We start from the raw sequence: 26028 nt of genomic DNA, 5'->3' as shown, positions 1-26028 counted from the left end.
ATTACCCCTCTCAAATTAAGTTATTTAGTTAGCAAAATGCCTTTGCCGCCTTCTACCAGAACAATCTTGCCATCGCTAATCAAGGCAATCTTGCCATCCTTTGATACAGCAACTTCAGTAATTCCATCCGGTGTGCTGTAAATTTCTTTCTTGGCTCCACCAGTCACCTCGAACAGCTGCGTTGAACCATCCGCTTTCAGACCAGCCACCAGCAATTTGCCACCTCTGGTTACGACATCCATGGTCACATCAATGTCAGATACAAGATCAGTAATTTTAGCTCCATCCGCGGAAATGCTCTTCAATACACTGTTCACGTCTTTCCCATCCGGATCTGCACTTACATAGACAATGCTTCCATCCGCAAGGATAGAAGGCAGCAGCTTGTTGTCCATAGTTTTGGTCAACTGTACAGGCTTCGCACCTTTGGTTGCAGTATCCAGGGAGTAGACCTGGGCACCGGCACCCGAGTAATCAATGGTTAATGAATCTTCCGTACTGTCAGCATCATTCTTCGCAACGCCTGTTGTGTTAACCAGGTAAGCAATCTTCTTCTCGTCTCCCGATACTTGAAGATCGGACTTATTCTCCACTTTATCTGCAAGGACTTCAGTAAGTATGCCGGTGTCTATCGTTATGTAGGAAATCTTCTCCTGCTTGTCGCCTTGGATAAAGTACACTTTCTTGCCGTCTGCAGACCAGACAAGATCTGTCTTGACTGAGCTGTCTGACCCGATTTGTCTTGTCAAGCCAGTGCTGAGATCATAGACAAACAGCTGCCCATCGTCGTTGGTGAACGCTCCCCATTTGTAATCAGGTGAGAACACCGCAGAGGCGGCCCCTTCGTTCGAGGAGAACACTTCATTTGGAGTACCCAGTGAGGGATTCAATTTGAATACCTGCAGAGCTTCTCCATCTTCTTTCGTCGCAATCACGTTCCCCTTCTCATCAAAAGACAGTGTAGAGAAACTACCTTCCAGACGCTTTATTTTGTAGACGCTACCGCTGCCTGCAAGTTCAGCACCGAGTGCGTTCACTATGGTATCCAGCTCGACATAAATGTTGCCATCCTGAAGCTTGGGAGCTACCTTGAAGCCTTGAGCAGCGCCATCCACCTGCAGGCTTTTACTATTAGGTTTGATTGATACCGTATGGTATCCATAAGAATCATTCAGAACCACACTTCCATTCTCAAGCTTGAGCCCTGCATTCAGTGCACCAGCCAGATCCCGGATCGAGTAAAGCTTGGTTCCATTCACTTCAATTGATTTTAAGGTGATCGTGTCACCATCTACCTGGAGTCCTGACTGGATGACCTTGAATTTGGCTGTTGTTTGTTTGGATGCAGCCGTTTTTGCTGGACCCGATGGTTTTGTTTTTGCCGCTGCGGCACCCGCAGCCCCCGCTGTTACAGCTGAGGTTACCAGTGCTGAAGCAACTAACATACTGAATACTTTACCCTTACTCATCAGCTCACCCTTTTCCTAATACATAAGTGCTATGATGTCATTTTCGTATAAGAATGTTAAAGGAATTCTGGGTATTTGTAACGAATTGTTAAATTACTGAAAAATACATAAAGAAAAATAGGAAAATATGCCTGAGACCATAGAAATATATTTAAAACATGATATAGGTAGACATATATAAAATTATAAAGTTTAATAAAATCCAAATATTAGGTATAATTACGGTATACACCGAAGTTCTGGAGGGGCTATGAGCACTAATAACAGAAAAGAACCTTTTCGCTACTCTATGGAAGAACCTATGAGCTGCTGGATTCGGATTTCCGAGATTAATGGTACGATGATCACAAGCAAGCTGGCTGAAGTAGATTTAATCGATATCAGCAAGGGGGGCTGCAAGATCCGCACTGTCCTTGATCTCCATGCTGCTTCTAATGCTATCAAAGGTGTTCTGCGTCTCAAATTAACTGAAGAAGAACATGACTTCAATGCCAAGATCTGCTGGCAGCGCCAAATTGAGCCCCCTTACTATCATTATGGTCTGTCTCTACAGCTCGAAGCCGAAGAGAAAGAAAAGATCAATGCCGATCTGAGAACACTAGCCGGTAATAAAAAAATTAAAGTGATATAGAGATTAAACAAAGACTGCCGATTCAGTTCGGCAGTCTTTATTTTTTCGGTGCACTTTATGGATTAGGTCCACTTCTGCTCCACATGAGGCCAAATCACTTCTAACTTCAGATTTTTTGAATAATGCTCAAACTTTTGTCCTTTGATCGCCATGAAAAAGCACCCCTTAAAATTCACCGGCAAACCCAAGGGTTTTCCAAATGACTATTTTATGGGGTGCACTTCAAAGCACATACATATACAATTCCAAACAATCCAGCAGCTGATGCAATGAAAAGCTGATGAACATCATCAGTTATTACTTAAAAAAGACAATCAGGAAAAGCTTAATTCCGCATTTATTTGTTGAAAGCTAGAATACTCCGAAGAGTACTAACCTTCAAGCCTCGTTACCACAACTAACACTACAATAATTCCGAGCAAAATCAGCCAGCTTGCTGGGTGACCGAAATTTAATCCCCAGCCGACTCCGAACCTTTTCTCGACGATTAGGTTTTTATCCTTGCGATTGAAATAAATCATACCTAATAGCCATTTATCATCATCATGGACAGGTCTGACATTGGAGTAATCGTCAGATGGCTCCAAGCGGCTTCCGCCCTGACCAGCCCAGAACGATAAGACGAAGGCGTATAGAGTGATTAAGGCTATTATGATTAGGATAATGGGGATGGCAAAATTGATGCTAAGCAGAAATATCATGTTTAGTTACACGACAGAAAACAGGATAACTACTAAGAAGCTTGCTGTAATCATATAACTTGACCAAGTAAGGCGGAAATTTACGTCTTGTCTGATGGAACGGTTAGGATCAATGGATTGAGCCTGCTGCTTCACTCTGCGAATACTCCGATTCTCAAATATGAACAAAAGTGTTATGAACACTTGGATTATTGTAGGTATAAACACAAAACTATAAGATTTAGCTGCATAGCGGTCTACGTTCCAATTACTGTTGTAATGGATCGAAATCTGATCAGGAATCTGATCGTAGTTGAGTAGCACAGCTAGAATACTAATAACAATAGTTAAACCATGAATGAGGAACCAATAACTAGACAAGCCAATATTTCTTTCCCGAAATCCAGTATCCACTGCCATGATCGATGGTTCCATAGCAATAGGCAGATTAGGTAGCAAACTTTTCATTCTGAAATGATAGCTAATGTTCATGGCTAGGGAGATTACAACCATGGCGAGTGAATAAGTGACAATGATCCAACTTAGTTGCTTGGAATGTTCATCGCCGTATATTAGGCAGATGATACAAACAATGAACAGGATGGTATGTAAGGTAGCACTAATCCTAACATATGACTTCCGTATCTGGCGCAGAGGCTCACTATGAAATTGTACAGCGCTGACAGTGACCCCAAAACTAATCGTCTCTCTCGTAAAATATAAGGCATGCTTACCATGAGTACAATGGCAGGTACAAATACAAAGATCATTACTATAACAGATGTTATCGTCATATCATTCGCCTCCTCTTATGTATACATGTGTATTCGAAAAATTTATAACCCTTGTAGCATAGTCGATTCAGCACATGCCTTATTGCGTATGATTGTCCTATTAACTTAGGATAGGTAATCGGCTTGAACATAAATTTCATTATAATCGATTTTAGTAATTATAAGGTTAAAATTAACATTAAATACATATTTTATAAGCACGAGGAGCTACTCATCTCACAACTGCGTCCATGCTTAATAGAGCCTGACTTAAAGGAGCAGTTCATAGAACATTGCATTTTCTCGTCTTCACGTCCCAGGAGGGATACTCTCGCGCCGTTCGAGACTCCGTTCATCCCCCAGCCATTCGGCATCGGAGGGCTTCACTTCGACGAACCCCATCTGGGGTTCAAATCCCTCAACTTGGAACGCAAAAAATCTCTCCCGAAGGAGAGATTTTTGTTGACGTCCCAGGAGGGATACTCTCGCTCAGCTCGAGACTCCGTTCATCCCCCAGCCATTCGGCATCGGGGGGCTTCACTTCGACGAACCCCATCTGGGGTTCATACCCCTCAACCTGGAACGCAAAAAATCTCTCCCGAAGGAGAGATTTTTATTGACGTCCCAGGAGGGATTCGAACCCCCGACCGACGGCTTAGAAGGCCGTTGCTCTATCCAGCTGAGCTACTGAGACAAGTATGTAAGCCTGTGTGCAGATCCCGGAAGAAAAAAGGACGCGTTATTTATTATAACCTATCTTTTGCTAAAGTCAAAGAAAATTATTAATTTAGGGTAATATATAAAAAATGACCCAAGGAGCGTGAACAAGGTATGCGAACAATCCTTTCTTCGCTGTGCTACTTTAGCATCTTCTTTGCCCCTTTCCTACTGCCTGTAATCGTATGGTTCATATCCAATGATGCGGTGGTCCGGAAGCATGCTGGCAGAGCTCTTCTCTCACACATATTTCCGGTTCTCGCCGCACTTCCGCTTCTTTACTTTATGTTCTCTGCTCAGTATTTAGCCTCCATTTTTATGTATGTTGCCGTCTTTGCCCTCATTTATTTTTGCGCCTTTCTATATAACGTTATTCAAGGGATTCGCATTCTCTCTAACGCGAAATGGCCTCAACAATACTAAAGACTACAGGCTCTCCCATGAGCGGGAGAGCCTGTTCCATAGCTGCGCCTTACTGCCTTAGCTGCCTTTAGGCAGCATCTGCTCCAGCTGGGCCGAGATACTTCCTGAAGCCAATAGACTTTGCCGGAATTGCTCTCTCTCCTGAGGTGCATCCAGCTCTCCTTCATCACCGAAATTTTCCTCGGCAATTTCCTCATATGCATTATGCAGATTGTTATTGTACCAGTCTATGGCGAGATCCGATTCATTCCGAATCATTCGGACAATCTCGAAATCCTCTCCATTCCCTGCCCTGGCCACATAGACCAGCAGCCCTGGTTCTTCAGAGGCCGCCGGAGTTACTTCAATTTCAACACAAGCGGTGCCGTTATAGTCCGTAGTCCTTGTTAGCTTCGCGTCTTTAATTGGATACATGCTGAACGCTCCTTTTTTGAATTCAAGATTATGCATGAATTAAGTTTGCATTTGCCATCTGACTTCGGGTATCCGTTGTTCCAAGCCGGTAAATCTCCTGGTATACCTGGCTAATCCGTTCTGAATATGCTGCGCTGCGGCCCTCTTCCGGAGTATCTGGCCAAGGAAATACGTAACCCATGAATTCATCTTCGTCAGCTTCCACACTTGAAGAGAGCCAACGTCTAAGCTCGTCAGCCTCCTCGGATGTGGCCCGGATAACCCATTCGTAAGCTGCGGCTCCGGGATCTTCAAGCACAGAACGGCCCTGGACCGATACATAAAAGGTCTTCTTCATGACCATCCTCCTTTCATTCCTCCACAGCATAGTTTTCCATAGAGGACAGACATTTTATGCCTAGGTTCGGCATAATTTGTATCACCGCGGAACAAACCGCATATTTAGAGTAACGAAGAGAGAGGATGAGTCCATATATGTGCGGAATTACCGGGTTTATCGAGTGGAACCGAGACCTGACTGGGGACGCCGCCTTACTGCTGACAATGACAGAAACTCTTGGCAAAAGAGGACCTGATGCTCGTGGAACCTGGATCTATGGCCCCTGCGCCTTCGGGCACCGGAGACTTAGTGTCATGGACCCGGCCAATGGAGCCCAGCCCATGGTTATCCATAAAGACGACAACGTATTTACCGTTGTATACAACGGGGAGATATATAATGCGCCTGAACTGAGAGAAGAATTAAAGCAAAGAGGTTACGATTTCCGGACAGAGTGTGATACGGAAGTGCTGCTTCAGGCATATATCGAGTGGGGACCGGACTCTGTTCATAAGCTTAACGGTATTTTTGCCTTTGCGATCTGGGACAGTGTGCGGCAGCATGTATTTTTTGCAAGGGACCGGCTTGGAGTCAAGCCCTTGTTCTACAGTGACCTGGAGGGTACGCTGATTTTTGGCTCAGAGCCCAAAGCCATCTTAGAACATCCGAAGGTTGAGCCTGTCGTAGGGGCTGAAGGACTTGCGGAAATATTTATCCTCGGCCCAGCCAGAACACCGGGTCACGGGGTTTATACGCATTTACGGGAGTTACGTCCGGGCCAAGCCATGATCTACAGCCGGAGCGGACTGAGAACCTATACTTACTGGAAGCTTGACTCTTACACTCATGAAGATGATGAGACGCGGACCGCAGCCAGACTTAGAGAGCTGCTGCAGGACACGGTTGAACGGCAGCTGCTCTCAGACGTCCCTGTCTGCACTCTGTTGTCCGGGGGACTAGACTCCAGTGCGCTGACCGCATTGGCTGTGGATTATTACACAAGAAGCGGACAGGGACAGGTTCATACGTATTCCGTCGATTATGTGGATAACGACAAATACTTCAAGGCTCATAGTTACCAGCCAGGTGCAGATGCGCCTTGGATTGAGCGGATGATTTCCGAGCTTGGCACACAGCATCACTGGATACGCTTCGATACACCAGAGCTCGTGAACGCTTTGAATGCCTCTACAGAAGCTAGAGATCTGCCCGGTATGGCGGATGTGGACTCTTCTCTGTATTTATTCAGCCGGGAGATCAAGAAGGATGCCACAGTTGCGATATCAGGCGAAGCGGCGGATGAAATTTTTGGCGGATATCCCTGGTTCCATCGTGACGAGCTGCTCAACTCGGGGACCTTCCCGTGGTCTGTAGCCACTGGACTTCGCGCCGATCTGCTCTCTCCCGAGATCCGGGAATGGATCTCTCCACAGGAATATATACAGGACCGCTACCAAGAGGCGGTGAATGAAGTACCGAGGCTTAAAGGCGAGACAGGAAAAGAAGCCCAAATGCGGATCATGTCTTATTTGAATATTACGCGCTTCATGCCGACACTGCTGGATCGCAAGGACAGGATGAGTATGGCTGCGGGGCTTGAGGTGCGTGTGCCTTTTTGTGATCACAGACTTGTCCAATATGTATGGAATATTCCCTGGGAGATCAAGACTGCCGGTGATAGAGAGAAGGGGATTCTTCGAAAAGCCCTTGAAGGGGTTCTCCCGGATGATGTTCTGTACCGGAAGAAAAGCCCTTATCCCAAGACACATAATCCCGCCTATCTAAATGCAGTAAGGCAGCAGGTGATAGATATATTGGATGACAGCGCATCTCCTATTCTTCCTCTGATCAACCAGGACAGAATACGGGAAATTGCTTCTTCCGCCGAGGCCTCGTCCCACCTTCCCTGGTTCGGTCAGCTCATGTCTGGTCCTCAATTATTTGCTTACTTAGCGCAGGTTAATCATTGGCTGAAGACCTATAAGGTGGTCATCCGGTAAGCAGCGTTTCCGTGTATACTCTAACCCTGGTTAATAGGAACAACCTATTACTGTTATATGAACTATATATTTCATTTATAAGCAGCTTCATGCAACAATGAACTTAACTTAATTCGAAGGAGCTGCTGAAGATGAGTTCAACAAATATTTGGAACCCGGAATCTTATGATAACAAGCTTGCCTTTGTATCGGAATACGGTAAAAATCTGATTGACTTGCTGAAACCTGAGCAGAACGAGCGGATTCTTGACTTGGGCTGTGGAACCGGGGATCTGTCCTTCCAGATCGCCAAATCCGGCGCGAAGGTAACAGGAATTGATTATTCAGCGAGCATGATCGAGGCGGCTCAGAAGAAATATCCTGAGCTTGATTTTAGAATAAGCAACGGAGAGAGCTTCACCGCAGAGGAGCGCTATGATGCGGTATTCTCCAATGCGGCGCTTCACTGGATGAAGGACGCCCAAGGTGTCGTCCGTTCTATCTATCAAGTGTTGAAGCCTGGAGGAAGATTTGTGGCTGAGTTCGGCGGCAAGGGCAACGTGGAGAGTATCGTCCAGGCCATCTACGAGGTTATGGAAGAGGATTATGGTCTGGATGCTTCTCCAATGAATCCATGGTACTTCCCAAGTATTGGAGAATACGCCTCACTTCTTGAGCAGCATGGATTCAAAGTGGAATATGCCCGCCACTATGACCGGCCCACGAAGCTGAGTGACAACAAGCAAGGCTTAAGCGGCTGGCTGGCTAATTTCGGAGGCGACTTTATGAACAGGTTCTCAGATGAAGAGAAAGCCGTCCTCTACGCCACGATTACAGAAAGACTGCTTCCAAAGCTGCTGCACGAAGGTTCAATCTATGCTGATTACAAAAGGCTGACTGTTGTCGCGGTCAAAAACTGACGACTTCCACCTTAAATGCCCCGTCTAGGGCCTCCACCCTGTCAATGATAAAGATGTCTAGTTTTCTGGGCATACAACCTAAGGACGGCAGCCTTGTCAGGCAGCCGTCCTTTAGATTGTACTATCACTTGACCTCAAGTATTCCCGCTAAACAGTACTATTTCACACCAAGCTTATCCTTCAGCATGCGCAGGGCTGTCCCGCGATGGCTTATGGCCTGCTTCTCCTGGAGCGTTAGCTCGGCCATAGATTTCTGATAGGCAGGAACATAGAATACAGGATCATAACCAAATCCCCCGCTTCCCGCTGGCTCCGCAGATATGAGTCCTTCCACGGTGCCCTCAGCCTCTACAAACTCCCCGGTTCCCGGATCATATAGCGCCAAATGACATACGAAACGGGCAGGACTAAGTAGAGGCTGCTCCGTATCCTCCCCTTCGGACAGCTTCTCAAGTTCATCCAGCAGCTTGGCAATATTCTCGGCATCCGTGGCCTGCTCGCCTGAATAACGGGCTGAATACACTCCGGGGGCTCCGCCGAGCTTGTCTACACAAAGACCGGAATCATCGGCGAGGACAGGCTTGCCCAAGGCATCGCCCACCGTCTTCGCTTTCTTGCGGGCATTGGCAGCAAAGGTATCCCCATCCTCCACAACCTCAGGCAGCTCCGGATAATCATACATGCTCTTCACCGTGCTGCCCAGTTCGGCAAGCGCGTGCGCGAATTCCTTCACCTTGCCCTGATTCTTCGTGGCGACAACAATTACCGTGTCCTTAAATGGGTTCATACATTCTGCCCTGCCTGACCGGATCCAATCTAAAAGCCCCATATACACTGAACGTGTATGTGTGCTCTTCCTGCTTCTCGGTTAGCCGCGTTCTGTCTGAGGCGGACAAGCATCAGTTCATTCGGAATATAACGAACAGCAAGAAGTAAAGTACAATACCGTTTATATCCACAGGCCTGCCCAGATTATTCTGGGCAGGCTTTTGTGTGCATTATAAAGAAATGAAGAGGCCATAATATGGGGGTGCACAACTACCGAGGAGGTCAGATCTATGAACCAAAGCCCGCTTCAGCCGCTAACTACCAAAGAGCTCAATTACATTGCTGATTCGATTATGAACGAGGACCTGCTAATTAAGCAAGTGCTGCCGCTGCGGCCGTGTCCCAAAATTCCAATATACAAAGCAGGCGCTGTCCAAATATATTCACGCCCACCAGCAGCACTTACAGCTTCTTACCGACGCGCTCAAGGATCATCAATCCATTGCACCATCGCAAGTACAATACAGAGGGGGATGCATCTGTGAACCAACCAGGTTAATTTGGCCGAACAGGATATTCTTAATACGATTCTAGCTGATCTTAGAAGAACCGCCCGGGAATACAACCACTGCAACAACGGAATCCTCGTGCCCCTCGGTACGTCAGATGTTCAACCAGCTTACGGACGGCACACTTCGCCTCCAGGGGGAACTGTATCAGCTGATGCAGCAGAAACGGTTCCTATCAGTCGCCTGCCAAAGCCCCGCGCCAGGAAGTTGACAAAGCTGTACCAGCATGCGTCAGAGGCTCAAGCGAAGAGCCAGCAATTTGCTCAGATGACGTCCACACAAGAAGGTAATACTTCCCAAGGCGCATCTACTCACTTGAGCTGAACCTTGTCATGACGCTTGGGACAGCTTATTTTGCAGATTCCGTCCTTGCCGTGTAACCTGACACGGCAAGGACGGTTTTTGTTTGCAGATGACCCAAAAATCATGTAAGATAGATACAACGAACTTCTGATTTCCCAAGCAAAAAAAGCCTTGGATCAAGGTGGGGAACAGGCACAGGAGGTATAGTATGGAAAGCGATAAGTGAACTGAAACTTAAAGTCCTGGATCTGCTCCGTGAGGATGCAAGGCGGAGTCCTGAACTGCTGGCCACTCTTCTTGGCATCTCTTTGGAAGAAGTCAAGACAGCCATACGCGAGCTTGCGGAAGATCACATTATTGTGAAGATATGCGACAGTGGTGAATTCCGGCAAGCTTGATGACGAGAAAGTGACCGCACTGATTGAAGTCCAGATTACTCCTGAGCGCGGGCGTGGATTTGACGCGATTGCGGAGCGTATTTATTTGTTCTCACAAGTTAAGTCCGTCTATTTAATGTCAGGTGCATATGATTTGCTGGTAGAAGTGGAAGGCCGCAATCTGAAAGAAGTAGCAAGCTTCGTATCAGATAAGCTGTCTCCGCTGGAGTCCCGTTCTTTCCACCAAACTCACTTTATTCTCAAAAAAATAACAAGCAGGACGGCATCATCTTCGAGGATCATGAAGAAAGATCACCGTCTGTGATTTCTCCGTAAAGGAAGTCATGTCATGATGTAAATCCAGGTCTGAGATCAGAGCAGGAAGCTGGCAAATCGATGAACTCGTACTTGGCACCAGCTGGTGCGGGAGATCCAGCCATCGGGTATTCGGAGATTTTTCGATTTAGCAAGCGGCAACAAAGACATTATTACGCTGGGTGTGGGGGAAACCGGACTTTATCACCCCGTGGCATGTCCGGGAAGCCACCGTACATTCCCTGGAGAGGGGTTATACCAGCTATACATCGACTCTGGAACGCCAGAACTCCGTGAGGCGATTGGGCAGTACTTATACGATAGCTTTCAAGTGGCTTATGAGCCCATCGAATCAAATACTGGTAACCGTCGGGGGAAGTGAAGCCATCGACTTGGCTCTCCGGGCATTGATATCGCCCGGCGATGAAGTGCTGGTTCCGGCTCCATGTTATCTTCCCTATTCTCCGCTCACCTCAATTGCAGGAGGGGTTCCAGGGAGAGATCGGACCTACGCCAAAGATAACTTCAAGTTAACCGCGGAGAATCTCTTAGCCAGATAACACCTAAATACTAAGGTGCTGGTATTGACTATCCAGCAATCCGACGGGCGCCATTATGACTTATGAAGATTGCTGCCGATCGCCAAGGTTGCGGAGGAGCATGATCTTATCGTTATTTCCGATGAGATCTATGCGAACTTACCTACGATCAGAAGCATGTAAGCTTCGCCCTCTATTCCTGGGATGAATGACCGGCTATACTGTTAGCGGATTCTCCAAAAGCTTTTGCCATGACCGGCTGGCGGATGGGTTATGTATGCGGTCATCCCGATTTGATCTATGCTATGCTCAAGATCCATCAATATACTGTCATGTGTGCTCCGATTATGGGACAGGTGGCTGCGCTTGAAGCCCTTACGAATGGAATTGAGGAAAAGGATCGGATGGTTGATTCTTACAATCAGCGGCGTAGGCTCGTCGTTAAAGGACTGCGCGACATTGGGCTCGACTGTCATGAGCCTCAAGGCGCCTTTTATGCCTTTCCAAGTGTAGAGTCCACAGGTCTGTCATCGGATGAATTCGCGCAGAGACTGCTGGTTGAAGCCAAGGTAGCCGCAGTTCCAGGGAATGTCTTCGGCCTCGGTGGGGGAAGGGTTCCTTAGATGCTCTTATGCAACCTCTGTTGCCAATCTAACGGAAGCAATCAGCCGGATGGGTGATTTCGTCAATAAGCTGAAGCAGGGCTGATTTAACAGAATTTCATTTTTAATTGATTACTGGTTGATTAAAGTGGTATAATTTCTTTTTGGGAGAACTGTTTAAGTTTCATCCTCATTATGTTAAGAGGAAGCTTAAGAGATTTCTAGTATTCAAGGAGGGATTGCGAATGAGAAGCGGAGATTACAGCCTGTCTAATCAAACGGGTTACTGCGTTGCCGAAGAACACAAATCAGAACAGTGGACATCGAAAGAGAATCCTCTTGCTTCAACATCCATTTCCAAATCCTTGGAAGATGAAATTCTGATTCTTCGTAACCGAATGGAGAGACTCTTCCTACAAGAACAATCATTCACCTCCGATATCGTAGTCGAGATTAGCAGTCTGCTGGATCTTAAGATTAACGAATTTATGAAGAATAACAAGAAATACTAACATAGAGTTTAGTTAAAGGAGATCCTCCAAGGGGGTCTCCTTTTTTGGGAGTATGGCCAAATATTATAGAGGAGGCATAAGGATTATGTCTATTTATACACGTACAGGAGATGAAGGCAAGACGTCCGTCATTGGTGCCAGAGTGATGAAGGATGACGAGCGTATTGAAGCATATGGAACCATCGATGAGTTGAATTCTTTCGTAGGGCAAGCGATTAGCCAGGCGGACCCTGAGAAATTTGCGGACTTGTCTCTGCATCTGCTTCAAATTCAGCATGAGCTGTTCGACTGCGGATCGGATCTGGCCTTTGTGAAGTTAAATGAGTCCCGTTATAAGGTAAGCGCGTCTATGGTGGAGCAATTAGAACAGTGGATAGACACCTATGAACAGGAGAATCCGAAGCTGGAGAAGTTCATCCTGCCTGGAGCACAGCGCTAGCCTCTACATTGCATATTTGCCGGACGGTCTGCCGCCGTGCCGAGCGCCGGACAGTCTCGCTTGGAGCGAAGCTGGATATTAATCCGGATGTACTTAGATACCTGAACCGTCTGTCCGATTTCTTCTTTGCTGTTGCCAGAACTGCTAATGCGAGAGCGAAGCTGGCCGATATAGAATATGAGCGCAGTGCAAAGGTGTTCCGTAACCGATGACAGCCTATTATGATCCGATTGAATACAAGGTACAAGAGGAAGACAGCGGTATGCTGCTGAAGACGGTCCTCCAGCGGAGGGTGGGTATCTCCCGCAAGCTTCTATCCAAGATCAAGCTGACAGAACAAGGCATTATGCTCAATGGAGAGAGGGTCTACATCAGTGTCAAGGTGAAGCAGGGAGATCAGGTCGCTATCCGGCTGGAGCAGGAAGAGTCGGAGGATATATTGCCGCAGCCCATTCCATTTGAAATCTTGTATGAGGATGATGCCCTGCTGGTCGTAAATAAAGAACCTGGAATTATCGTACACCCGACCCATGGTCATTATACGGGGACACTCGCGAACGGGGTGGTTCATTATTGGAAGGAACGCGGGGAGAGGTTCCGGTTTCGCCCTATACATAGGCTTGATCAGGAGACGAGCGGTGTGCTTGCCATTGCCAAGAACGCCTATGTTCACCAGCATATATCTGAACAGCTGATTGCAGGACAGGTCAACAAACGGTACAAGGCGCTAGTTCACGGAGCCCCTTCTTCAGAAGAAGGAACTATAGACGGGCCAATTGACCGGGACCCGGACGAACCTCATCGCCGTATTGTAACACCTGATGGATATCCCGCTTTTGACCTTCTACAGAATCGTAGAGAGATTTGGGGGTGCATCCTTAGTGGACATCCGACTGGGAACAGGGAGAACTCATCAGATTCGTGTCCATATGACCTCTGTGGGCTGTCCGCTCATTGGGGACAAGATGTATACTCATCCCGTCGGATCTGACAGGCCTATAGATCAGAAGGAGCGTGTAGACGAGCTGAATCTCCTGATTAGCCGTCAGGCGCTCCATGCGGCAGAACTGGGGCTTCGTCATCCACTCACGGGGGAGGAGCTGCGCTTTGAAGCTCCTTTTCCTGAAGATATGAATAGACTAAGAGAATACTTGCTAACCGACTATCACTAACTGGAGGCTCACGATGAGTGAACTAATCGTATACCAATATTCGAAATGCGGAACCTGCCGCAATGCGGTCAAATCCCTACAAGCCAAGGGACATCAGCTTGAGTTAAAAACCTGTGTTTGAGGCCCCGCCTAGTAAGACCGAGCTTGAGAATTTGATTAATCTTAGCGGAATTGAGCTCAAAAAGTTTTTTAATACAAGTGGTGAGGTCTATAAAGAGATGGGATTGAAGGACAAGCTTGCAGGGATGTCCCGCGAGGAGCAGATCGAGCTGCTTGCTTCTAATGGCCGGCTTATCAAGAGACCCATTGTAACTGACGGGAAGACAGTAACTGTAGGCTTCAAGGAAGAGATGTTCGAGCAAGCATGGGGAAATCATTAGTAATCGAAGGCGTGCTGCTCTTATGATATACTAGAGTATATACAACTGGATGCGGATGTGCTCCAGGAATGAACGAAGGAGAGAGAACGTTGACGACTACAAATAAAGAGACTTTATTGCTGGTAGATGGAATGGCGCTGATGTTCCGGGCCTTTTACGCTTCTGCGGCCAGCGGCTACATCCGGCGAACCAAGGCGGGTCTCCCTACGAATGCGATATATGGCTTTATGCGCTATTTCTGGGATGCGGTTGAGAAATTCTCCCCTTCCCATGTAGCCTGCTGCTGGGATCTGGGAAGCAAGACGTTCCGCACCGAGCAATTCGCAGCCTACAAAGGGAACCGCTCGGAAGCACCCGATGATCTGATTCCCCAGTTCGCGGTGATTCTTGAAGTCATGGACAGTCTGGGTATCCCTAACATTAGCGCGCCAGGTTACGAGGCCGATGATTGCATCGGTACCCTGGCTTCTATTTACTGCCAGGACATGAATGTCCTCGTACTGACCGGAGACCACGATATGCTGCAGCTGGTCAATGATTGCACTAGCGTCATCATTATGAAGAAAGGCCATGGGAACTACATGGTCTATACCCCGGACAGCCTGATGGAAGAGAAGCAGCTGCTCCCGCGCCAGATTATTGATGTGAAGGCGCTTATGGGCGACCCGAGCGATAACTATCCGGGAGTACGCGGAATTGGCGAGAAGACAGCGGTGAAGCTCGTTCAGGAGTACCATGATGTCGAAGGGATTCTTGCCAATCTGGAGGAGCTCTCCAAAGGCGTCCGGACCAAAATCGAAACAGATCTGGACATGCTTCACCTGTCCCGTCAGCTCGCGACTATCAAGTGTGATGTCGAGTTGGCGTGTCAGATTGACGAATGCCGGCTTGAGCTGAATCATGCTCAGATTGCTTCCAAATTTGAGGAGCTTGAAATGAAAAGTATATGCGCATGGATGGGAGTTGCCGTAGTATAGATGAAGAAGGATAACAAGAACTGGACTTATCTGTTAAAAAGAATAATGCTGGCCATTGCAGCGGTGCTGCTGCTGACTTCTGGAACGCTGAATCCACTCACCGCTGAAGCGAAGCCAGGCATCAAGGCCTCTTCAAGCAAGGTGAAAGTTGGAAGCAAGACCTTCACGGTTCAAATGGTCTCCATTCCTAAAGGTACCCCGGTTACGCTCGGACTTGCGAAGCGTCAAGTGGGACAAGTGGAGGCATTCACCTCCATTGTGAAGAATTATCATGCCCAGGCTGCGATCAACGGAGCATTCTTCAACGCCTACGGGGGTCCTACAGATCCCTATGGTACCTTCATTATTGAAGGGCGGTTAGCCCATTTCGGAGGATATGGGACAACGATTGGCTTCTTGAAGGATGGGACTGCCGTGATGGCTCCCCTGCGCAACTCGCTAACAGGTACGGTTACGAGTGACAAGGGCAGCTCCATGGGCTGGTATGCGGTATTTCTGAACCGCACTCCCGCCAATGGGGCCAGCACCATTATCAAGTATACGCCCGATCGCGGGAGCCGGGTCGGATTCAGCGGCGGTACTAGCCGTAACCATTGTAAATGGTGTAGTGACGAAGAAAGCAGTCAATGCGAATAGTCTGATTCCCAAAGACGGTTATGTGCTTGTTTTTACCGGGAATGAGAAGAAGAGCTCGGACCGCTTCGTTGTTGGATACAAAGTTCAGGAGAAGCTGGTCTACAAAGACGATAAGGGAAAAGCGATCCCTTGGGAGAATGTGGTCACAGCGGTAGGGGCAGGTCCGCGGCTCGTGCAGGATGGCAAGGTGAAGCTGAACGCCAAGGCAGAAGGGTTCAATGACCCGAAGATTCTGTCGAGCTCTGCAGCCCGCAGCGGGATTGCCATTATGCCCGACGGCTCGATTCTGTTAGCTACGGTATCCGGGGCAACCATGCAGCAGTGGGCAGGTATCATGAAGGCGCTTGGTGCGAAGCAGGCGATGAATCTGGATGGCGGAGCTTCAATCAGCCTTGTATGCCAATGGCAAAGTCCTCACGCAGGCAGGGCGCCCGCTTAGCAATGTGCTGGTATTCGGCAGCAATGTGAAATAAATCTTTGCAGTAATCAGAAACCCTCTCCCGGTTGCCGGAAGAGGGTTTGTTTTATTTTGCCTCATTGACAGATTCTTCGCCCTTCTCAAGCTCGCGCTCAGCCTGCTTGCGTGGGCAATCCGGCTGCTTGCCGATGCGGCTATCGCACCCACAATATCGTCGAGGAAGGTATGAACCGGACCCAGGCTTTTATCATTCAATCGTTCGAGTATACCCGGCTTCAGCTTATCTACGTAACCATAGTTCGTGAATCCAATACTTCCATATACATTGACGATCGAGAAGGCAAGAATCTCATCGACCCCATACAGCCCTTCATCATTCGAGATCATCTCCTGCAGCTCAGGGATAAGAAGCTCCTGCTCAGCGAGAATATCCAGCTGGATTCCGGTTAATACGGCATTCTGAACCTCTCTCTTGGTAAGCACCTGCTCCACATTGTGGATGCACTCCTCCATTGTCAGATCAGGATAGTACTTCTGCTGAAGCAGCATAACAAGCTCGGCAATCTCCGGAATTTTGACTCCGCGCTTATGAAGCCATTCTTTGGTCGCATCGGCTACCTTTTTGCTGTTCAAGCTGTATGGAATTTTCGCTTTGTCCATGACCTTCACCTCACTCCTAACATATTCATGCTGGTCTTGATATGTGCAGTGTGTCCACTTCCTCGAATAATAGTTATTTTTTGAAAGAGGGCTCGTATATATAGTAATACAAACCACAGAAAATTGTTAGGGAGGCACAAAGGACCTATGAAATCTTTTTCAAGGGTAAAACCTACAGCAGCAGCCGGCTTACTCGCTATCCCTTTGTTGTTATCAGGTGTGGAATCTTCGGTTCACAGGATGCAGCTCAGATTGACCCGCCACCGGCGGATATAGAATCTCAAATGCTGCAGACCGCAGATCAAGCGAACCAGACAAGCTCCTCCGGGAAGACAAGCAAGGTGAATACGAATCAGGCTACAGTCTATCTGAAAAATGAGCAGGGACTGCTCGCACCTGTATCCTTGAATCTGCCGCAAGGCAGTAAGGAAGGGAAGCTGAACCAGCTCATGGAGTCCCTCGTACAGGATGGAACCTACGCTTCGGTCATTCCTCAAGGCTTCCAGGGCGTTCTTCCCAAAGGAACACAGGTTACCCATGTATCTGTGGATAAGAAGCAAAAGCTGGCCGTAAGTGGAGTTCACCAAGCCTTTCAATAACTACGATGTTAAGGATGAGCGCAAGATCATGGAGGCTGTAACCTGGACTTTAACGGGCAGCTCTGATGTTCAGAACGTTCAATTGTGGGTGGACGGGCAGAAGCTGAATGAAATGCCGGTGGGCCACCTGCCGCTGAGTCAGCCGCTGAATCGGACTGTTGGAATTAATCTGGAGCTTACCCCAGGTGTCAATGTCTCTCAGACAAGTCCGGTTACCGTATATTTTGCCTCGTCCACCCAGAGCGGAGTCCCTTATTTCGTACCTGTGACCCGGTTGGTCCCTGCAGGAGAAGATTCGGTAAAGGCTGCTCTCGCTCAACTGATGGAAGGCCCTGTTCAGGGTCATGGGCTTCAGCAGGTGTTAACTTCAAATACCACACTTGAGCAGGTAGAGACGGCTAAGGACGGTGTGGTTACCGTCTCGCTGAAGGATGACATGTTCGAGCCTGGGGAGAAGGTTCCGGCGCAGCTTCTTCAGTCTCTGTGCTGACCGTAACCGGAGAATACCCCGAGTGACAAAGTGCGCATCTGGATGAATGGAAGTAAAGACGTCGTTGGAGACGACACCAGAAATACAGTGAGCCCGTATCCCGTCCTGAGGCGCTCAATCCTATTCCTATCTAAATCCCACCGGGGCCGACTGCTGAGGCGGCTCCCTTTTCTATGATAAGGGATTTTCTTCCTAAGGTGCTTTTGAAGCATCTCTTTGGTAAAATAGGGGAAGCATAGGCAGGATGAAATGTAGGAGGCACATAATAATGAGAATAAGCGGACGATCTGCAGACGAGCGCAGACCCATGAATTTAACGGTCAATCCCAATAAATATGCAGAGGGTTCTGTATATATTGAAGTCGGTGACACCAAGGTGCTGTGCACCGCAACGGTAGAAGAGAAGGTTCCCCCGTTCATGAAGGGGTCAAGGACGCGGGTGGGTAACGGCAGAATATTCGATGCTTCCCCGGGCAACCCAGACAAGAAACCAGCGGGAATCCGCCAGAGGCAAGCTTACAGGCAGAACGATGGAGATTCAGCGGCTGATCGGGCGTGCGCTCAGGTCCGTAGTGATCTTCAAGCGCTTGGAGAGCGGACGGTAAATTGTTGACTGTGATGTAATTCAGGCGGACGGAGGAACGCGTACCACCTCGATCACAGGGGGCTTTCATTGCGATGTCCATTGCCGTGAATAAGCTGACTCAGAAGCATAACCTAGCCGTATTTCCGGTCACCGATTAACTTGGCTTCGGTCAGTGTAGGGTAGTAGGAAATGAACTACTGCTTGATTTGAATTATGAGGAAGATTCGAAGGCCAAGGTAGATATGAATGTGGTCATGACAGGTGAAGGCAAATTTGTAGAAATTCAGGGCACCGGTGAGGAAAGCCCCTTCTCCCGCGAAGAGATGAACGGGATGATGGAGCTCGCTGAGAAGGGAATCCGTGAGATGATCGCTCAGCGCAATCGGTCCAAGCACCTCCTGCTGCTGAGGCGATCATCTCACGGATTCCCTTCTCAGCGAGCTCCATCATCCCGTTCATCTCTTCGCGGGAGAAGGGCTTTCCTCACCGGTGCCCTGAATTTCTACAAATTTGCCTTCACCTGTCATGACCACATTCATATCTACCTTGGCCTTCGAATCTTCCTCATAATTCAAATCAAGCAGTAGTTCATTTCCTACTACCCCTACACTGACCGAAGCCAAGTAATCGGTGACCGGAAATACGGCTAGGTTATGCTTCTGAGTCAGCTTATTCACGGCAATGGACATCGCAATGAAAGCCCCTGTGATCGAGGTGGTACGCGTTCCTCCGTCCGCCTGAATTACATCACAGTCAACAATTACCGTCCGCTCTCCAAGCGCTTGAAGATTCACTACGGACCTGAGCGCACGCCCGATCAGCCGCTGAATCTCCATCGTTCTGCCTGTAAGCTTGCCTCTGGCGGATTCCCGCTGGTTTCTTGTCTGGGTTGCCCGGGGAAGCATCGAATATTCTGCCGTTACCCACCCGCGTCCTTGACCCTTCATGAACGGGGGAACCTTCTCTTCTACCGTTGCGGTGCACAGCACCTTGGTGTCACCGACTTCAATATATACAGAACCCTCTGCATATTTATTGGGATTGACCGTTAAATTCATGGGTCTGCGCTCGTCTGCAGATCGTCCGCTTATTCTCATTATTATGTGCCTCCTACATTTCATCCTGCCTATGCTTCCCCTATTTTACCAAAGAGATGCTTCAAAAGCACCTTAGGAAGAAAATCCCTTATCATAGAAAAGGGAGCCGCTCAGCAGTCGGCCCCGGTGGGATTTAGATAGGAATAGGATTGAGCGCCTCAGGACGGGATACGGGCTCACTGTATTTCTGGTTGTCGTCTCCAACGACGTCTTTACTTCCATTCATCCAGATGCGCACTTTGTCACTCGGGGTATTCTCGGTTACGGTCAGCACCAGAGACTGAAGAAGCTGCGCCGGAACCTTCTCCCCAGGCTCGAACATGTCATCCTTCAGCGAGACGGTAACCACACCGTCCTTAGCCGTCTCTACCTGCTCAAGTGTGGTATTTGAAGTTAACACCTGCTGAAGCCCATGACCCTGAACAGGGCCTTCCATCAGTTGAGCGAGAGCAGCCTTTACCGAATCTTCTCCTGCAGGGACCAACCGGGTCACAGGTACGAAATAAGGGACTCCGCTCTGGGTGGACGAGGCAAAATATACGGTAACCGGACTTGTCTGAGAGACATTGACACCTGGGGTAAGCTCCAGATTAATTCCAACAGTCCGATTCAGCGGCTGACTCAGCGGCAGGTGGCCCACCGGCATTTCATTCAGCTTCTGCCCGTCCACCCACAATTGAACGTTCTGAACATCAGAGCTGCCCGTTAAAGTCCAGGTTACAGCCTCCATGATCTTGCGCTCATCCTTAACATCGTAGTTATTGAAAGGCTTGGTGAACTCCACTACGGCCAGCTTTTGCTTCTTATCCACAGATACATGGGTAACCTGTGTTCCTTTGGGAAGAACGCCCTGGAAGCCTTGAGGAATGACCGAAGCGTAGGTTCCATCCTGTACGAGGGACTCCATGAGCTGGTTCAGCTTCCCTTCCTTACTGCCTTGCGGCAGATTCAAGGATACAGGTGCGAGCAGTCCCTGCTCATTTTTCAGATAGACTGTAGCCTGATTCGTATTCACCTTGCTTGTCTTCCCGGAGGAGCTTGTCTGGTTCGCTTGATCTGCGGTCTGCAGCATTTGAGATTCTATATCCGCCGGTGGCGGGTCAATCTGAGCTGCATCCTGTGAACCGAAGATTCCACACCCTGATAACAACAAAGGGATAGCGAGTAAGCCGGCTGCTGCTGTAGGTTTTACCCTTGAAAAAGATTTCATAGGTCCTTTGTGCCTCCCTAACAATTTTCTGTGGTTTGTATTACTATATATACGAGCCCTCTTTCAAAAAATAACTATTATTTCGAGGAAGTGGACACACTGCACATATCAAGACCAGCATGAATATGTTAGGAGTTGAGGTGAAGGTCATGGACAAAGCGAAAATTCCATACAGCTTGAACAGCAAAAAGGTAGCCGATGCGACCAAAGAATGGCTTCATAAGCGCGGAGTCAAAATTCCGGAGATTGCCGAGCTTGTTATGCTGCTTCAGCAGAAGTACTATCCTGATCTGACAATGGAGGAGTGCATCCACAATGTGGAGCAGGTGCTTACCAAGAGAGAGGTTCAGAATGCCGTATTAACCGGAATCCAGCTGGATATTCTCGCTGAGCAGGAGCTTCTTATCCCTGAGCTGCAGGAGATGATCTCGAATGATGAAGGGCTGTATGGGGTCGATGAGATTCTTGCCTTCTCGATCGTCAATGTATATGGAAGTATTGGATTCACGAACTATGGTTACGTAGATAAGCTGAAGCCGGGTATACTCGAACGATTGAATGATAAAAGCCTGGGTCCGGTTCATACCTTCCTCGACGATATTGTGGGTGCGATAGCCGCATCGGCAAGCAGCCGGATTGCCCACCGCAAGCAGGCTGAGCGCGAGCTTGAGAAGGGCGAAGAATCTGTCAATGAGGCAAAATAAAACAAACCCTCTTCCGGCAACCGGGAGAGGGTTTCTGATTACTGCAAAGATTTATTTCACATTGCTGCCGAATACCAGCACATTGCTAAGCGGGCGCCCTGCCTGCGTGAGGACTTTGCCATTGGCATACAAGGCTGATGAAGCTCCGCCATCCAGATTCATCGCCTGCTTCGCACCAAGCGCCTTCATGATACCTGCCCACTGCTGCATGGTTGCCCCGGATACCGTAGCTAACAGAATCGAGCCGTCGGGCATAATGGCAATCCCGCTGCGGGCTGCAGAGCTCGACAGAATCTTCGGGTCATTGAACCCTTCTGCCTTGGCGTTCAGCTTCACCTTGCCATCCTGCACGAGCCGCGGACCTGCCCCTACCGCTGTGACCACATTCTCCCAAGGGATCGCTTTTCCCTTATCGTCTTTGTAGACCAGCTTCTCCTGAACTTTGTATCCAACAACGAAGCGGTCCGAGCTCTTCTTCTCATTCCCGGTAAAAACAAGCACATAACCGTCTTTGGGAATCAGACTATTCGCATTGACTGCTTTCTTCGTCACTACACCATTTACAATGGTTACGGCAGTACCGCCGCTGAATCCGACCCGGCTCCCGCGATCGGGCGTATACTTGATAATGGTGCTGGCCCCATTGGCGGGAGTGCGGTTCAGAAATACCGCATACCAGCCCATGGAGCTGCCCTTGTCACTCGTAACCGTACCTGTTAGCGAGTTGCGCAGGGGAGCCATCACGGCAGTCCCATCCTTCAAGAAGCCAATCGTTGTCCCATATCCTCCGAAATGGGCTAACCGCCCTTCAATAATGAAGGTACCATAGGGATCTGTAGGACCCCCGTAGGCGTTGAAGAATGCTCCGTTGATCGCAGCCTGGGCATGATAATTCTTCACAATGGAGGTGAATGCCTCCACTTGTCCCACTTGACGCTTCGCAAGTCCGAGCGTAACCGGGGTACCTTTAGGAATGGAGACCATTTGAACCGTGAAGGTCTTGCTTCCAACTTTCACCTTGCTTGAAGAGGCCTTGATGCCTGGCTTCGCTTCAGCGGTGAGTGGATTCAGCGTTCCAGAAGTCAGCAGCAGCACCGCTGCAATGGCCAGCATTATTCTTTTTAACAGATAAGTCCAGTTCTTGTTATCCTTCTTCATCTATACTACGGCAACTCCCATCCATGCGCATATACTTTTCATTTCAAGCTCCTCAAATTTGGAAGCAATCTGAGCATGATTCAGCTCAAGCCGGCATTCGTCAATCTGACACGCCAACTCGACATCACACTTGATAGTCGCGAGCTGACGGGACAGGTGAAGCATGTCCAGATCTGTTTCGATTTTGGTCCGGACGCCTTTGGAGAGCTCCTCCAGATTGGCAAGAATCCCTTCGACATCATGGTACTCCTGAACGAGCTTCACCGCTGTCTTCTCGCCAATTCCGCGTACTCCCGGATAGTTATCGCTCGGGTCGCCCATAAGCGCCTTCACATCAATAATCTGGCGCGGGAGCAGCTGCTTCTCTTCCATCAGGCTGTCCGGGGTATAGACCATGTAGTTCCCATGGCCTTTCTTCATAATGATGACGCTAGTGCAATCATTGACCAGCTGCAGCATATCGTGGTCTCCGGTCAGTACGAGGACATTCATGTCCTGGCAGTAAATAGAAGCCAGGGTACCGATGCAATCATCGGCCTCGTAACCTGGCGCGCTAATGTTAGGGATACCCAGACTGTCCATGACTTCAAGAATCACCGCGAACTGGGGAATCAGATCATCGGGTGCTTCCGAGCGGTTCCCTTTGTAGGCTGCGAATTGCTCGGTGCGGAACGTCTTGCTTCCCAGATCCCAGCAGCAGGCTACATGGGAAGGGGAGAATTTCTCAACCGCATCCCAGAAATAGCGCATAAAGCCATATATCGCATTCGTAGGGAGACCCGCCTTGGTTCGCCGGATGTAGCCGCTGGCCGCAGAAGCGTAAAAGGCCCGGAACATCAGCGCCATTCCATCTACCAGCAATAAAGTCTCTTTATTTGTAGTCGTCAACGTTCTCTCTCCTTCGTTCATTCCTGGAGCACATCCGCATCCAGTTGTATATACTCTAGTATATCATAAGAGCAGCACGCCTTCGATTACTAATGATTTCCCCATGCTTGCTCGAACATCTCTTCCTTGAAGCCTACAGTTACTGTCTTCCCGTCAGTTACAATGGGTCTCTTGATAAGCCGGCCATTAGAAGCAAGCAGCTCGATCTGCTCCTCGCGGGACATCCCTGCAAGCTTGTCCTTCAATCCCATCTCTTTATAGACCTCACCACTTGTATTAAAAAACTTTTTGAGCTCAATTCCGCTAAGATTAATCAAATTCTCAAGCTCGGTCTTACTAGGCGGGGCCTCAAACACAGGTTTTAACTCAAGCTGATGTCCCTTGGCTTGTAGGGATTTGACCGCATTGCGGCAGGTTCCGCATTTCGAATATTGGTATACGATTAGTTCACTCATCGTGAGCCTCCAGTTAGTGATAGTCGGTTAGCAAGTATTCTCTTAGTCTATTCATATCTTCAGGAAAAGGAGCTTCAAAGCGCAGCTCCTCCCCCGTGAGTGGATGACGAAGCCCCAGTTCTGCCGCATGGAGCGCCTGACGGCTAATCAGGAGATTCAGCTCGTCTACACGCTCCTTCTGATCTATAGGCCTGTCAGATCCGACGGGATGAGTATACATCTTGTCCCCAATGAGCGGACAGCCCACAGAGGTCATATGGACACGAATCTGATGAGTTCTCCCTGTTCCCAGTCGGATGTCCACTAAGGATGCACCCCCAAATCTCTCTACGATTCTGTAGAAGGTCAAAGCGGGATATCCATCAGGTGTTACAATACGGCGATGAGGTTCGTCCGGGTCCCGGTCAATTGGCCCGTCTATAGTTCCTTCTTCTGAAGAAGGGGCTCCGTGAACTAGCGCCTTGTACCGTTTGTTGACCTGTCCTGCAATCAGCTGTTCAGATATATGCTGGTGAACATAGGCGTTCTTGGCAATGGCAAGCACACCGCTCGTCTCCTGATCAAGCCTATGTATAGGGCGAAACCGGAACCTCTCCCCGCGTTCCTTCCAATAATGAACCACCCCGTTCGCGAGTGTCCCCGTATAATGACCATGGGTCGGGTGTACGATAATTCCAGGTTCTTTATTTACGACCAGCAGGGCATCATCCTCATACAAGATTTCAAATGGAATGGGCTGCGGCAATATATCCTCCGACTCTTCCTGCTCCAGCCGGATAGCGACCTGATCTCCCTGCTTCACCTTGACACTGATGTAGACCCTCTCTCCATTGAGCATAATGCCTTGTTCTGTCAGCTTGATCTTGGATAGAAGCTTGCGGGAGATACCCACCCTCCGCTGGAGGACCGTCTTCAGCAGCATACCGCTGTCTTCCTCTTGTACCTTGTATTCAATCGGATCATAATAGGCTGTCATCGGTTACGGAACACCTTTGCACTGCGCTCATATTCTATATCGGCCAGCTTCGCTCTCGCATTAGCAGTTCTGGCAACAGCAAAGAAGAAATCGGACAGACGGTTCAGGTATCTAAGTACATCCGGATTAATATCCAGCTTCGCTCCAAGCGAGACTGTCCGGCGCTCGGCACGGCGGCAGACCGTCCGGCAAATATGCAATGTAGAGGCTAGCGCTGTGCCTCCAGGCAGGATGAACTTCTCCAGCTTCGGATTCTCCTGTTCATAGGTGTCTATCCACTGTTCTAATTGCTCCACCATAGACGCGCTTACCTTATAACGGGACTCATTTAACTTCACAAAGGCCAGATCCGATCCGCAGTCGAACAGCTCATGCTGAATTTGAAGCAGATGCAGAGACAAGTCCGCAAATTTCTCAGGGTCCGCCTGGCTAATCGCTTGCCCTACGAAAGAATTCAACTCATCGATGGTTCCATATGCTTCAATACGCTCGTCATCCTTCATCACTCTGGCACCAATGACGGACGTCTTGCCTTCATCTCCTGTACGTGTATAAATAGACATAATCCTTATGCCTCCTCTATAATATTTGGCCATACTCCCAAAAAAGGAGACCCCCTTGGAGGATCTCCTTTAACTAAACTCTATGTTAGTATTTCTTGTTATTCTTCATAAATTCGTTAATCTTAAGATCCAGCAGACTGCTAATCTCGACTACGATATCGGAGGTGAATGATTGTTCTTGTAGGAAGAGTCTCTCCATTCGGTTACGAAGAATCAGAATTTCATCTTCCAAGGATTTGGAAATGGATGTTGAAGCAAGAGGATTCTCTTTCGATGTCCACTGTTCTGATTTGTGTTCTTCGGCAACGCA

At 48.6% G+C, this 26028-nt stretch carries 26 protein-coding genes, 1 tRNA gene and 8 pseudogenes; 19 read left to right on the top strand and 16 right to left on the bottom strand.

Features of this window, described 5'->3' with window-relative positions; all coding sequences use genetic code 11:
• Nucleotides 1-20: 20 nt before the first annotated feature.
• Nucleotides 21-1469, bottom strand: coding sequence for a stalk domain-containing protein (locus tag LDO05_RS05295; protein WP_251377847.1), 1449 nt, complete (start codon nt 1467-1469; stop codon nt 21-23).
• A 289-nt stretch (nt 1470-1758) separates the two neighbouring features.
• Here LDO05_RS05295 and LDO05_RS05290 point away from each other — a divergent pair, with 289 nt between their 5' ends.
• The gene (locus LDO05_RS05290) at nt 1759-2100 is read left to right on the top strand and encodes a PilZ domain-containing protein (RefSeq protein ID WP_251377846.1); all 342 of its coding nucleotides are present in this window, start codon (nt 1759-1761) and stop codon (nt 2098-2100) included.
• Between the two features lie 371 nt (nt 2101-2471).
• Here the strand turns inward: LDO05_RS05290 and LDO05_RS05285 are convergent, their stop codons facing one another.
• The 3 genes from LDO05_RS05285 to LDO05_RS05275 form a co-directional block, all read right to left on the bottom strand.
• A complete protein-coding gene (locus LDO05_RS05285; RefSeq protein WP_251377845.1) occupies nt 2472-2801 on the bottom strand; it encodes a DUF5808 domain-containing protein in 330 nt (109 codons plus the stop codon).
• 6 nt (nt 2802-2807) lie between these two features.
• A complete protein-coding gene (locus tag LDO05_RS05280) occupies nt 2808-3248 on the bottom strand; it encodes a DUF1648 domain-containing protein (protein ID WP_251377844.1) in 441 nt (146 codons plus the stop codon).
• A gap of 925 nt (nt 3249-4173) precedes the next feature.
• A tRNA-Arg gene (locus LDO05_RS05275) sits at nt 4174-4247 on the bottom strand.
• 137 nt (nt 4248-4384) lie between these two features.
• Between LDO05_RS05275 and LDO05_RS05270 the strand changes: the two genes are divergently transcribed.
• Nucleotides 4385-4693 (top strand): magnetosome magnetite crystal formation protein family, encoded by a 309-nt coding sequence (locus LDO05_RS05270; protein ID WP_251377842.1) that lies wholly within the window; start codon nt 4385-4387, stop codon nt 4691-4693.
• 57 nt (nt 4694-4750) lie between these two features.
• On the opposite strand, the gene LDO05_RS05265 is transcribed toward LDO05_RS05270, so the two are convergent.
• Nucleotides 4751-5107 (bottom strand): hypothetical protein, encoded by a 357-nt coding sequence (locus tag LDO05_RS05265; RefSeq protein WP_251377841.1) that lies wholly within the window; start codon nt 5105-5107, stop codon nt 4751-4753.
• Nucleotides 5108-5135: 28 nt separating this feature from the next.
• Entirely contained in the window at nt 5136-5444 is a 309-nt protein-coding gene (locus LDO05_RS05260; RefSeq protein WP_251377840.1) for a hypothetical protein, read from the bottom strand.
• 137 nt (nt 5445-5581) lie between these two features.
• On the opposite strand from LDO05_RS05260, the gene asnB reads away from it, so the two are divergent.
• Together asnB and LDO05_RS05250 are read left to right on the top strand one after the other, a co-directional pair.
• Nucleotides 5582-7426, top strand: coding sequence for an asparagine synthase (glutamine-hydrolyzing) (gene asnB / locus LDO05_RS05255; protein WP_251378618.1), 1845 nt, complete (start codon nt 5582-5584; stop codon nt 7424-7426).
• Nucleotides 7427-7557: 131 nt separating this feature from the next.
• Nucleotides 7558-8325 (top strand): class I SAM-dependent methyltransferase, encoded by a 768-nt coding sequence (locus LDO05_RS05250; protein ID WP_251377839.1) that lies wholly within the window; start codon nt 7558-7560, stop codon nt 8323-8325.
• 157 nt (nt 8326-8482) lie between these two features.
• Here LDO05_RS05250 and LDO05_RS05245 read toward each other — a convergent pair whose 3' ends face one another.
• Nucleotides 8483-9112, bottom strand: a complete 630-nt coding sequence (locus tag LDO05_RS05245; RefSeq protein WP_251377838.1) for an XTP/dITP diphosphatase — start codon at nt 9110-9112, stop codon at nt 8483-8485.
• A 271-nt stretch (nt 9113-9383) separates the two neighbouring features.
• Between LDO05_RS05245 and LDO05_RS05240 the strand changes: the two genes are divergently transcribed.
• The 11 genes and pseudogenes from LDO05_RS05240 (at nt 9384) to LDO05_RS05190 (ending at nt 16353) form a co-directional block, all read left to right on the top strand.
• Nucleotides 9384-9638: a hypothetical protein gene (locus LDO05_RS05240; protein WP_346657622.1), complete on the top strand. Its 255-nt coding sequence runs from the start codon at nt 9384-9386 to the stop codon at nt 9636-9638.
• Nucleotides 9639-9653: 15 nt separating this feature from the next.
• Entirely contained in the window at nt 9654-9986 is a 333-nt protein-coding gene (locus LDO05_RS05235; protein WP_251377837.1) for a hypothetical protein, read from the top strand.
• A gap of 197 nt (nt 9987-10183) precedes the next feature.
• Nucleotides 10184-10678: pseudogene (locus tag LDO05_RS05230) on the top strand (Lrp/AsnC family transcriptional regulator).
• Between the two features lie 60 nt (nt 10679-10738).
• A pseudogene (locus LDO05_RS05225) lies at nt 10739-11904 on the top strand (aminotransferase class I/II-fold pyridoxal phosphate-dependent enzyme).
• 247 nt (nt 11905-12151) lie between these two features.
• Nucleotides 12152-12310 carry an aspartyl-phosphate phosphatase Spo0E family protein gene (locus LDO05_RS18955; RefSeq protein ID WP_481857045.1) on the top strand — a complete coding sequence of 53 codons (159 nt, stop codon included), beginning with the start codon at nt 12152-12154 and terminating at the stop codon, nt 12308-12310.
• An 85-nt stretch (nt 12311-12395) separates the two neighbouring features.
• A pseudogene (locus LDO05_RS05215) lies at nt 12396-12961 on the top strand (cob(I)yrinic acid a,c-diamide adenosyltransferase).
• Nucleotides 12958-13921: pseudogene (locus tag LDO05_RS05210) on the top strand (RluA family pseudouridine synthase). The pseudogenes LDO05_RS05215 and LDO05_RS05210 overlap by 4 nt, the downstream one beginning before the upstream one ends.
• A 13-nt stretch (nt 13922-13934) precedes the next feature.
• Nucleotides 13935-14301: pseudogene (locus tag LDO05_RS05205) on the top strand (arsenate reductase family protein).
• Between the two features lie 68 nt (nt 14302-14369).
• The gene (locus tag LDO05_RS05200; RefSeq protein WP_481857020.1) at nt 14370-15278 is read left to right on the top strand and encodes a 5'-3' exonuclease; all 909 of its coding nucleotides are present in this window, start codon (nt 14370-14372) and stop codon (nt 15276-15278) included.
• Complete coding sequence (locus tag LDO05_RS05195) at nt 15279-15914, top strand: hypothetical protein (protein ID WP_251377836.1); 636 nt, start codon at nt 15279-15281, stop codon at nt 15912-15914.
• Nucleotides 15886-16353 (top strand): phosphodiester glycosidase family protein, encoded by a 468-nt coding sequence (locus LDO05_RS05190; protein WP_251377835.1) that lies wholly within the window; start codon nt 15886-15888, stop codon nt 16351-16353. The genes LDO05_RS05195 and LDO05_RS05190 overlap by 29 nt, the downstream gene beginning before the upstream one ends.
• A gap of 85 nt (nt 16354-16438) precedes the next feature.
• Here LDO05_RS05190 and LDO05_RS05185 read toward each other — a convergent pair.
• A pseudogene (locus LDO05_RS05185) lies at nt 16439-16992 on the bottom strand (phosphatidylglycerophosphatase A family protein).
• 284 nt (nt 16993-17276) lie between these two features.
• Between LDO05_RS05185 and LDO05_RS18885 the strand changes: the two are divergent.
• The 3 genes and pseudogenes from LDO05_RS18885 to rph (LDO05_RS05175) form a co-directional block, all read left to right on the top strand.
• Nucleotides 17277-17591: a hypothetical protein gene (locus tag LDO05_RS18885; RefSeq protein WP_346657621.1), complete on the top strand. Its 315-nt coding sequence runs from the start codon at nt 17277-17279 to the stop codon at nt 17589-17591.
• Nucleotides 17566-18081, top strand: coding sequence for a GerMN domain-containing protein (locus LDO05_RS18880; RefSeq protein ID WP_346657620.1), 516 nt, complete (start codon nt 17566-17568; stop codon nt 18079-18081). The genes LDO05_RS18885 and LDO05_RS18880 overlap by 26 nt, the downstream gene beginning before the upstream one ends.
• Nucleotides 18082-18349: 268 nt before the next feature.
• Nucleotides 18350-19047, top strand: a pseudogene (gene rph, locus LDO05_RS05175) (ribonuclease PH); the annotation flags it as partial.
• Here rph (LDO05_RS05175) and rph (LDO05_RS05170) read toward each other — a convergent pair.
• A pseudogene (rph, locus tag LDO05_RS05170) lies at nt 19045-19764 on the bottom strand (ribonuclease PH); the annotation flags it as partial. The pseudogenes rph (LDO05_RS05175) and rph (LDO05_RS05170) sit on opposite strands and share 3 nt — an antisense overlap.
• A gap of 133 nt (nt 19765-19897) precedes the next feature.
• Complete coding sequence (locus LDO05_RS05165; RefSeq protein WP_251377834.1) at nt 19898-20974, bottom strand: GerMN domain-containing protein; 1077 nt, start codon at nt 20972-20974, stop codon at nt 19898-19900.
• Between the two features lie 149 nt (nt 20975-21123).
• On the opposite strand from LDO05_RS05165, the gene LDO05_RS05160 reads away from it, so the two are divergent.
• Nucleotides 21124-21678 (top strand): phosphatidylglycerophosphatase A family protein, encoded by a 555-nt coding sequence (locus LDO05_RS05160; RefSeq protein ID WP_251377833.1) that lies wholly within the window; start codon nt 21124-21126, stop codon nt 21676-21678.
• A 51-nt stretch (nt 21679-21729) separates the two neighbouring features.
• Here the strand turns inward: LDO05_RS05160 and LDO05_RS05155 are convergent, their stop codons facing one another.
• The 6 genes from LDO05_RS05155 to LDO05_RS18950 all read right to left on the bottom strand — a co-directional run bounded on the left by LDO05_RS05155 (nt 21730) and on the right by LDO05_RS18950 (nt 25962).
• Complete coding sequence (locus LDO05_RS05155) at nt 21730-22836, bottom strand: phosphodiester glycosidase family protein (protein WP_251377832.1); 1107 nt, start codon at nt 22834-22836, stop codon at nt 21730-21732.
• On the bottom strand, nt 22837-23745 hold the full coding sequence (locus LDO05_RS05150; RefSeq protein ID WP_481857020.1) for a 5'-3' exonuclease: 909 nt from the start codon (nt 23743-23745) through the stop codon (nt 22837-22839). It lies immediately after the preceding gene.
• 68 nt (nt 23746-23813) lie between these two features.
• Complete coding sequence (locus tag LDO05_RS05145; protein ID WP_251377830.1) at nt 23814-24179, bottom strand: arsenate reductase family protein; 366 nt, start codon at nt 24177-24179, stop codon at nt 23814-23816.
• Nucleotides 24180-24192: 13 nt separating this feature from the next.
• A complete protein-coding gene (locus tag LDO05_RS05140) occupies nt 24193-25155 on the bottom strand; it encodes an RluA family pseudouridine synthase (protein WP_251377829.1) in 963 nt (320 codons plus the stop codon).
• Nucleotides 25152-25718: a cob(I)yrinic acid a,c-diamide adenosyltransferase gene (locus tag LDO05_RS05135; protein WP_251377828.1), complete on the bottom strand. Its 567-nt coding sequence runs from the start codon at nt 25716-25718 to the stop codon at nt 25152-25154. Before LDO05_RS05135 ends, LDO05_RS05140 begins: the two co-directional genes overlap by 4 nt.
• 85 nt (nt 25719-25803) lie before the next feature.
• Nucleotides 25804-25962 (bottom strand): aspartyl-phosphate phosphatase Spo0E family protein, encoded by a 159-nt coding sequence (locus LDO05_RS18950; protein WP_481857045.1) that lies wholly within the window; start codon nt 25960-25962, stop codon nt 25804-25806.
• Nucleotides 25963-26028 lie beyond the last annotated feature (66 nt).

This window comes from Paenibacillus sp. YPG26 (assembly GCF_023704175.1).
In the GTDB taxonomy this organism is placed as follows: domain Bacteria; phylum Bacillota; class Bacilli; order Paenibacillales; family Paenibacillaceae; genus Fontibacillus.
The sequence above is the reverse complement of the archived record's forward strand: the minus strand, read 5'-3'. Positions and strand labels throughout refer to the sequence as shown.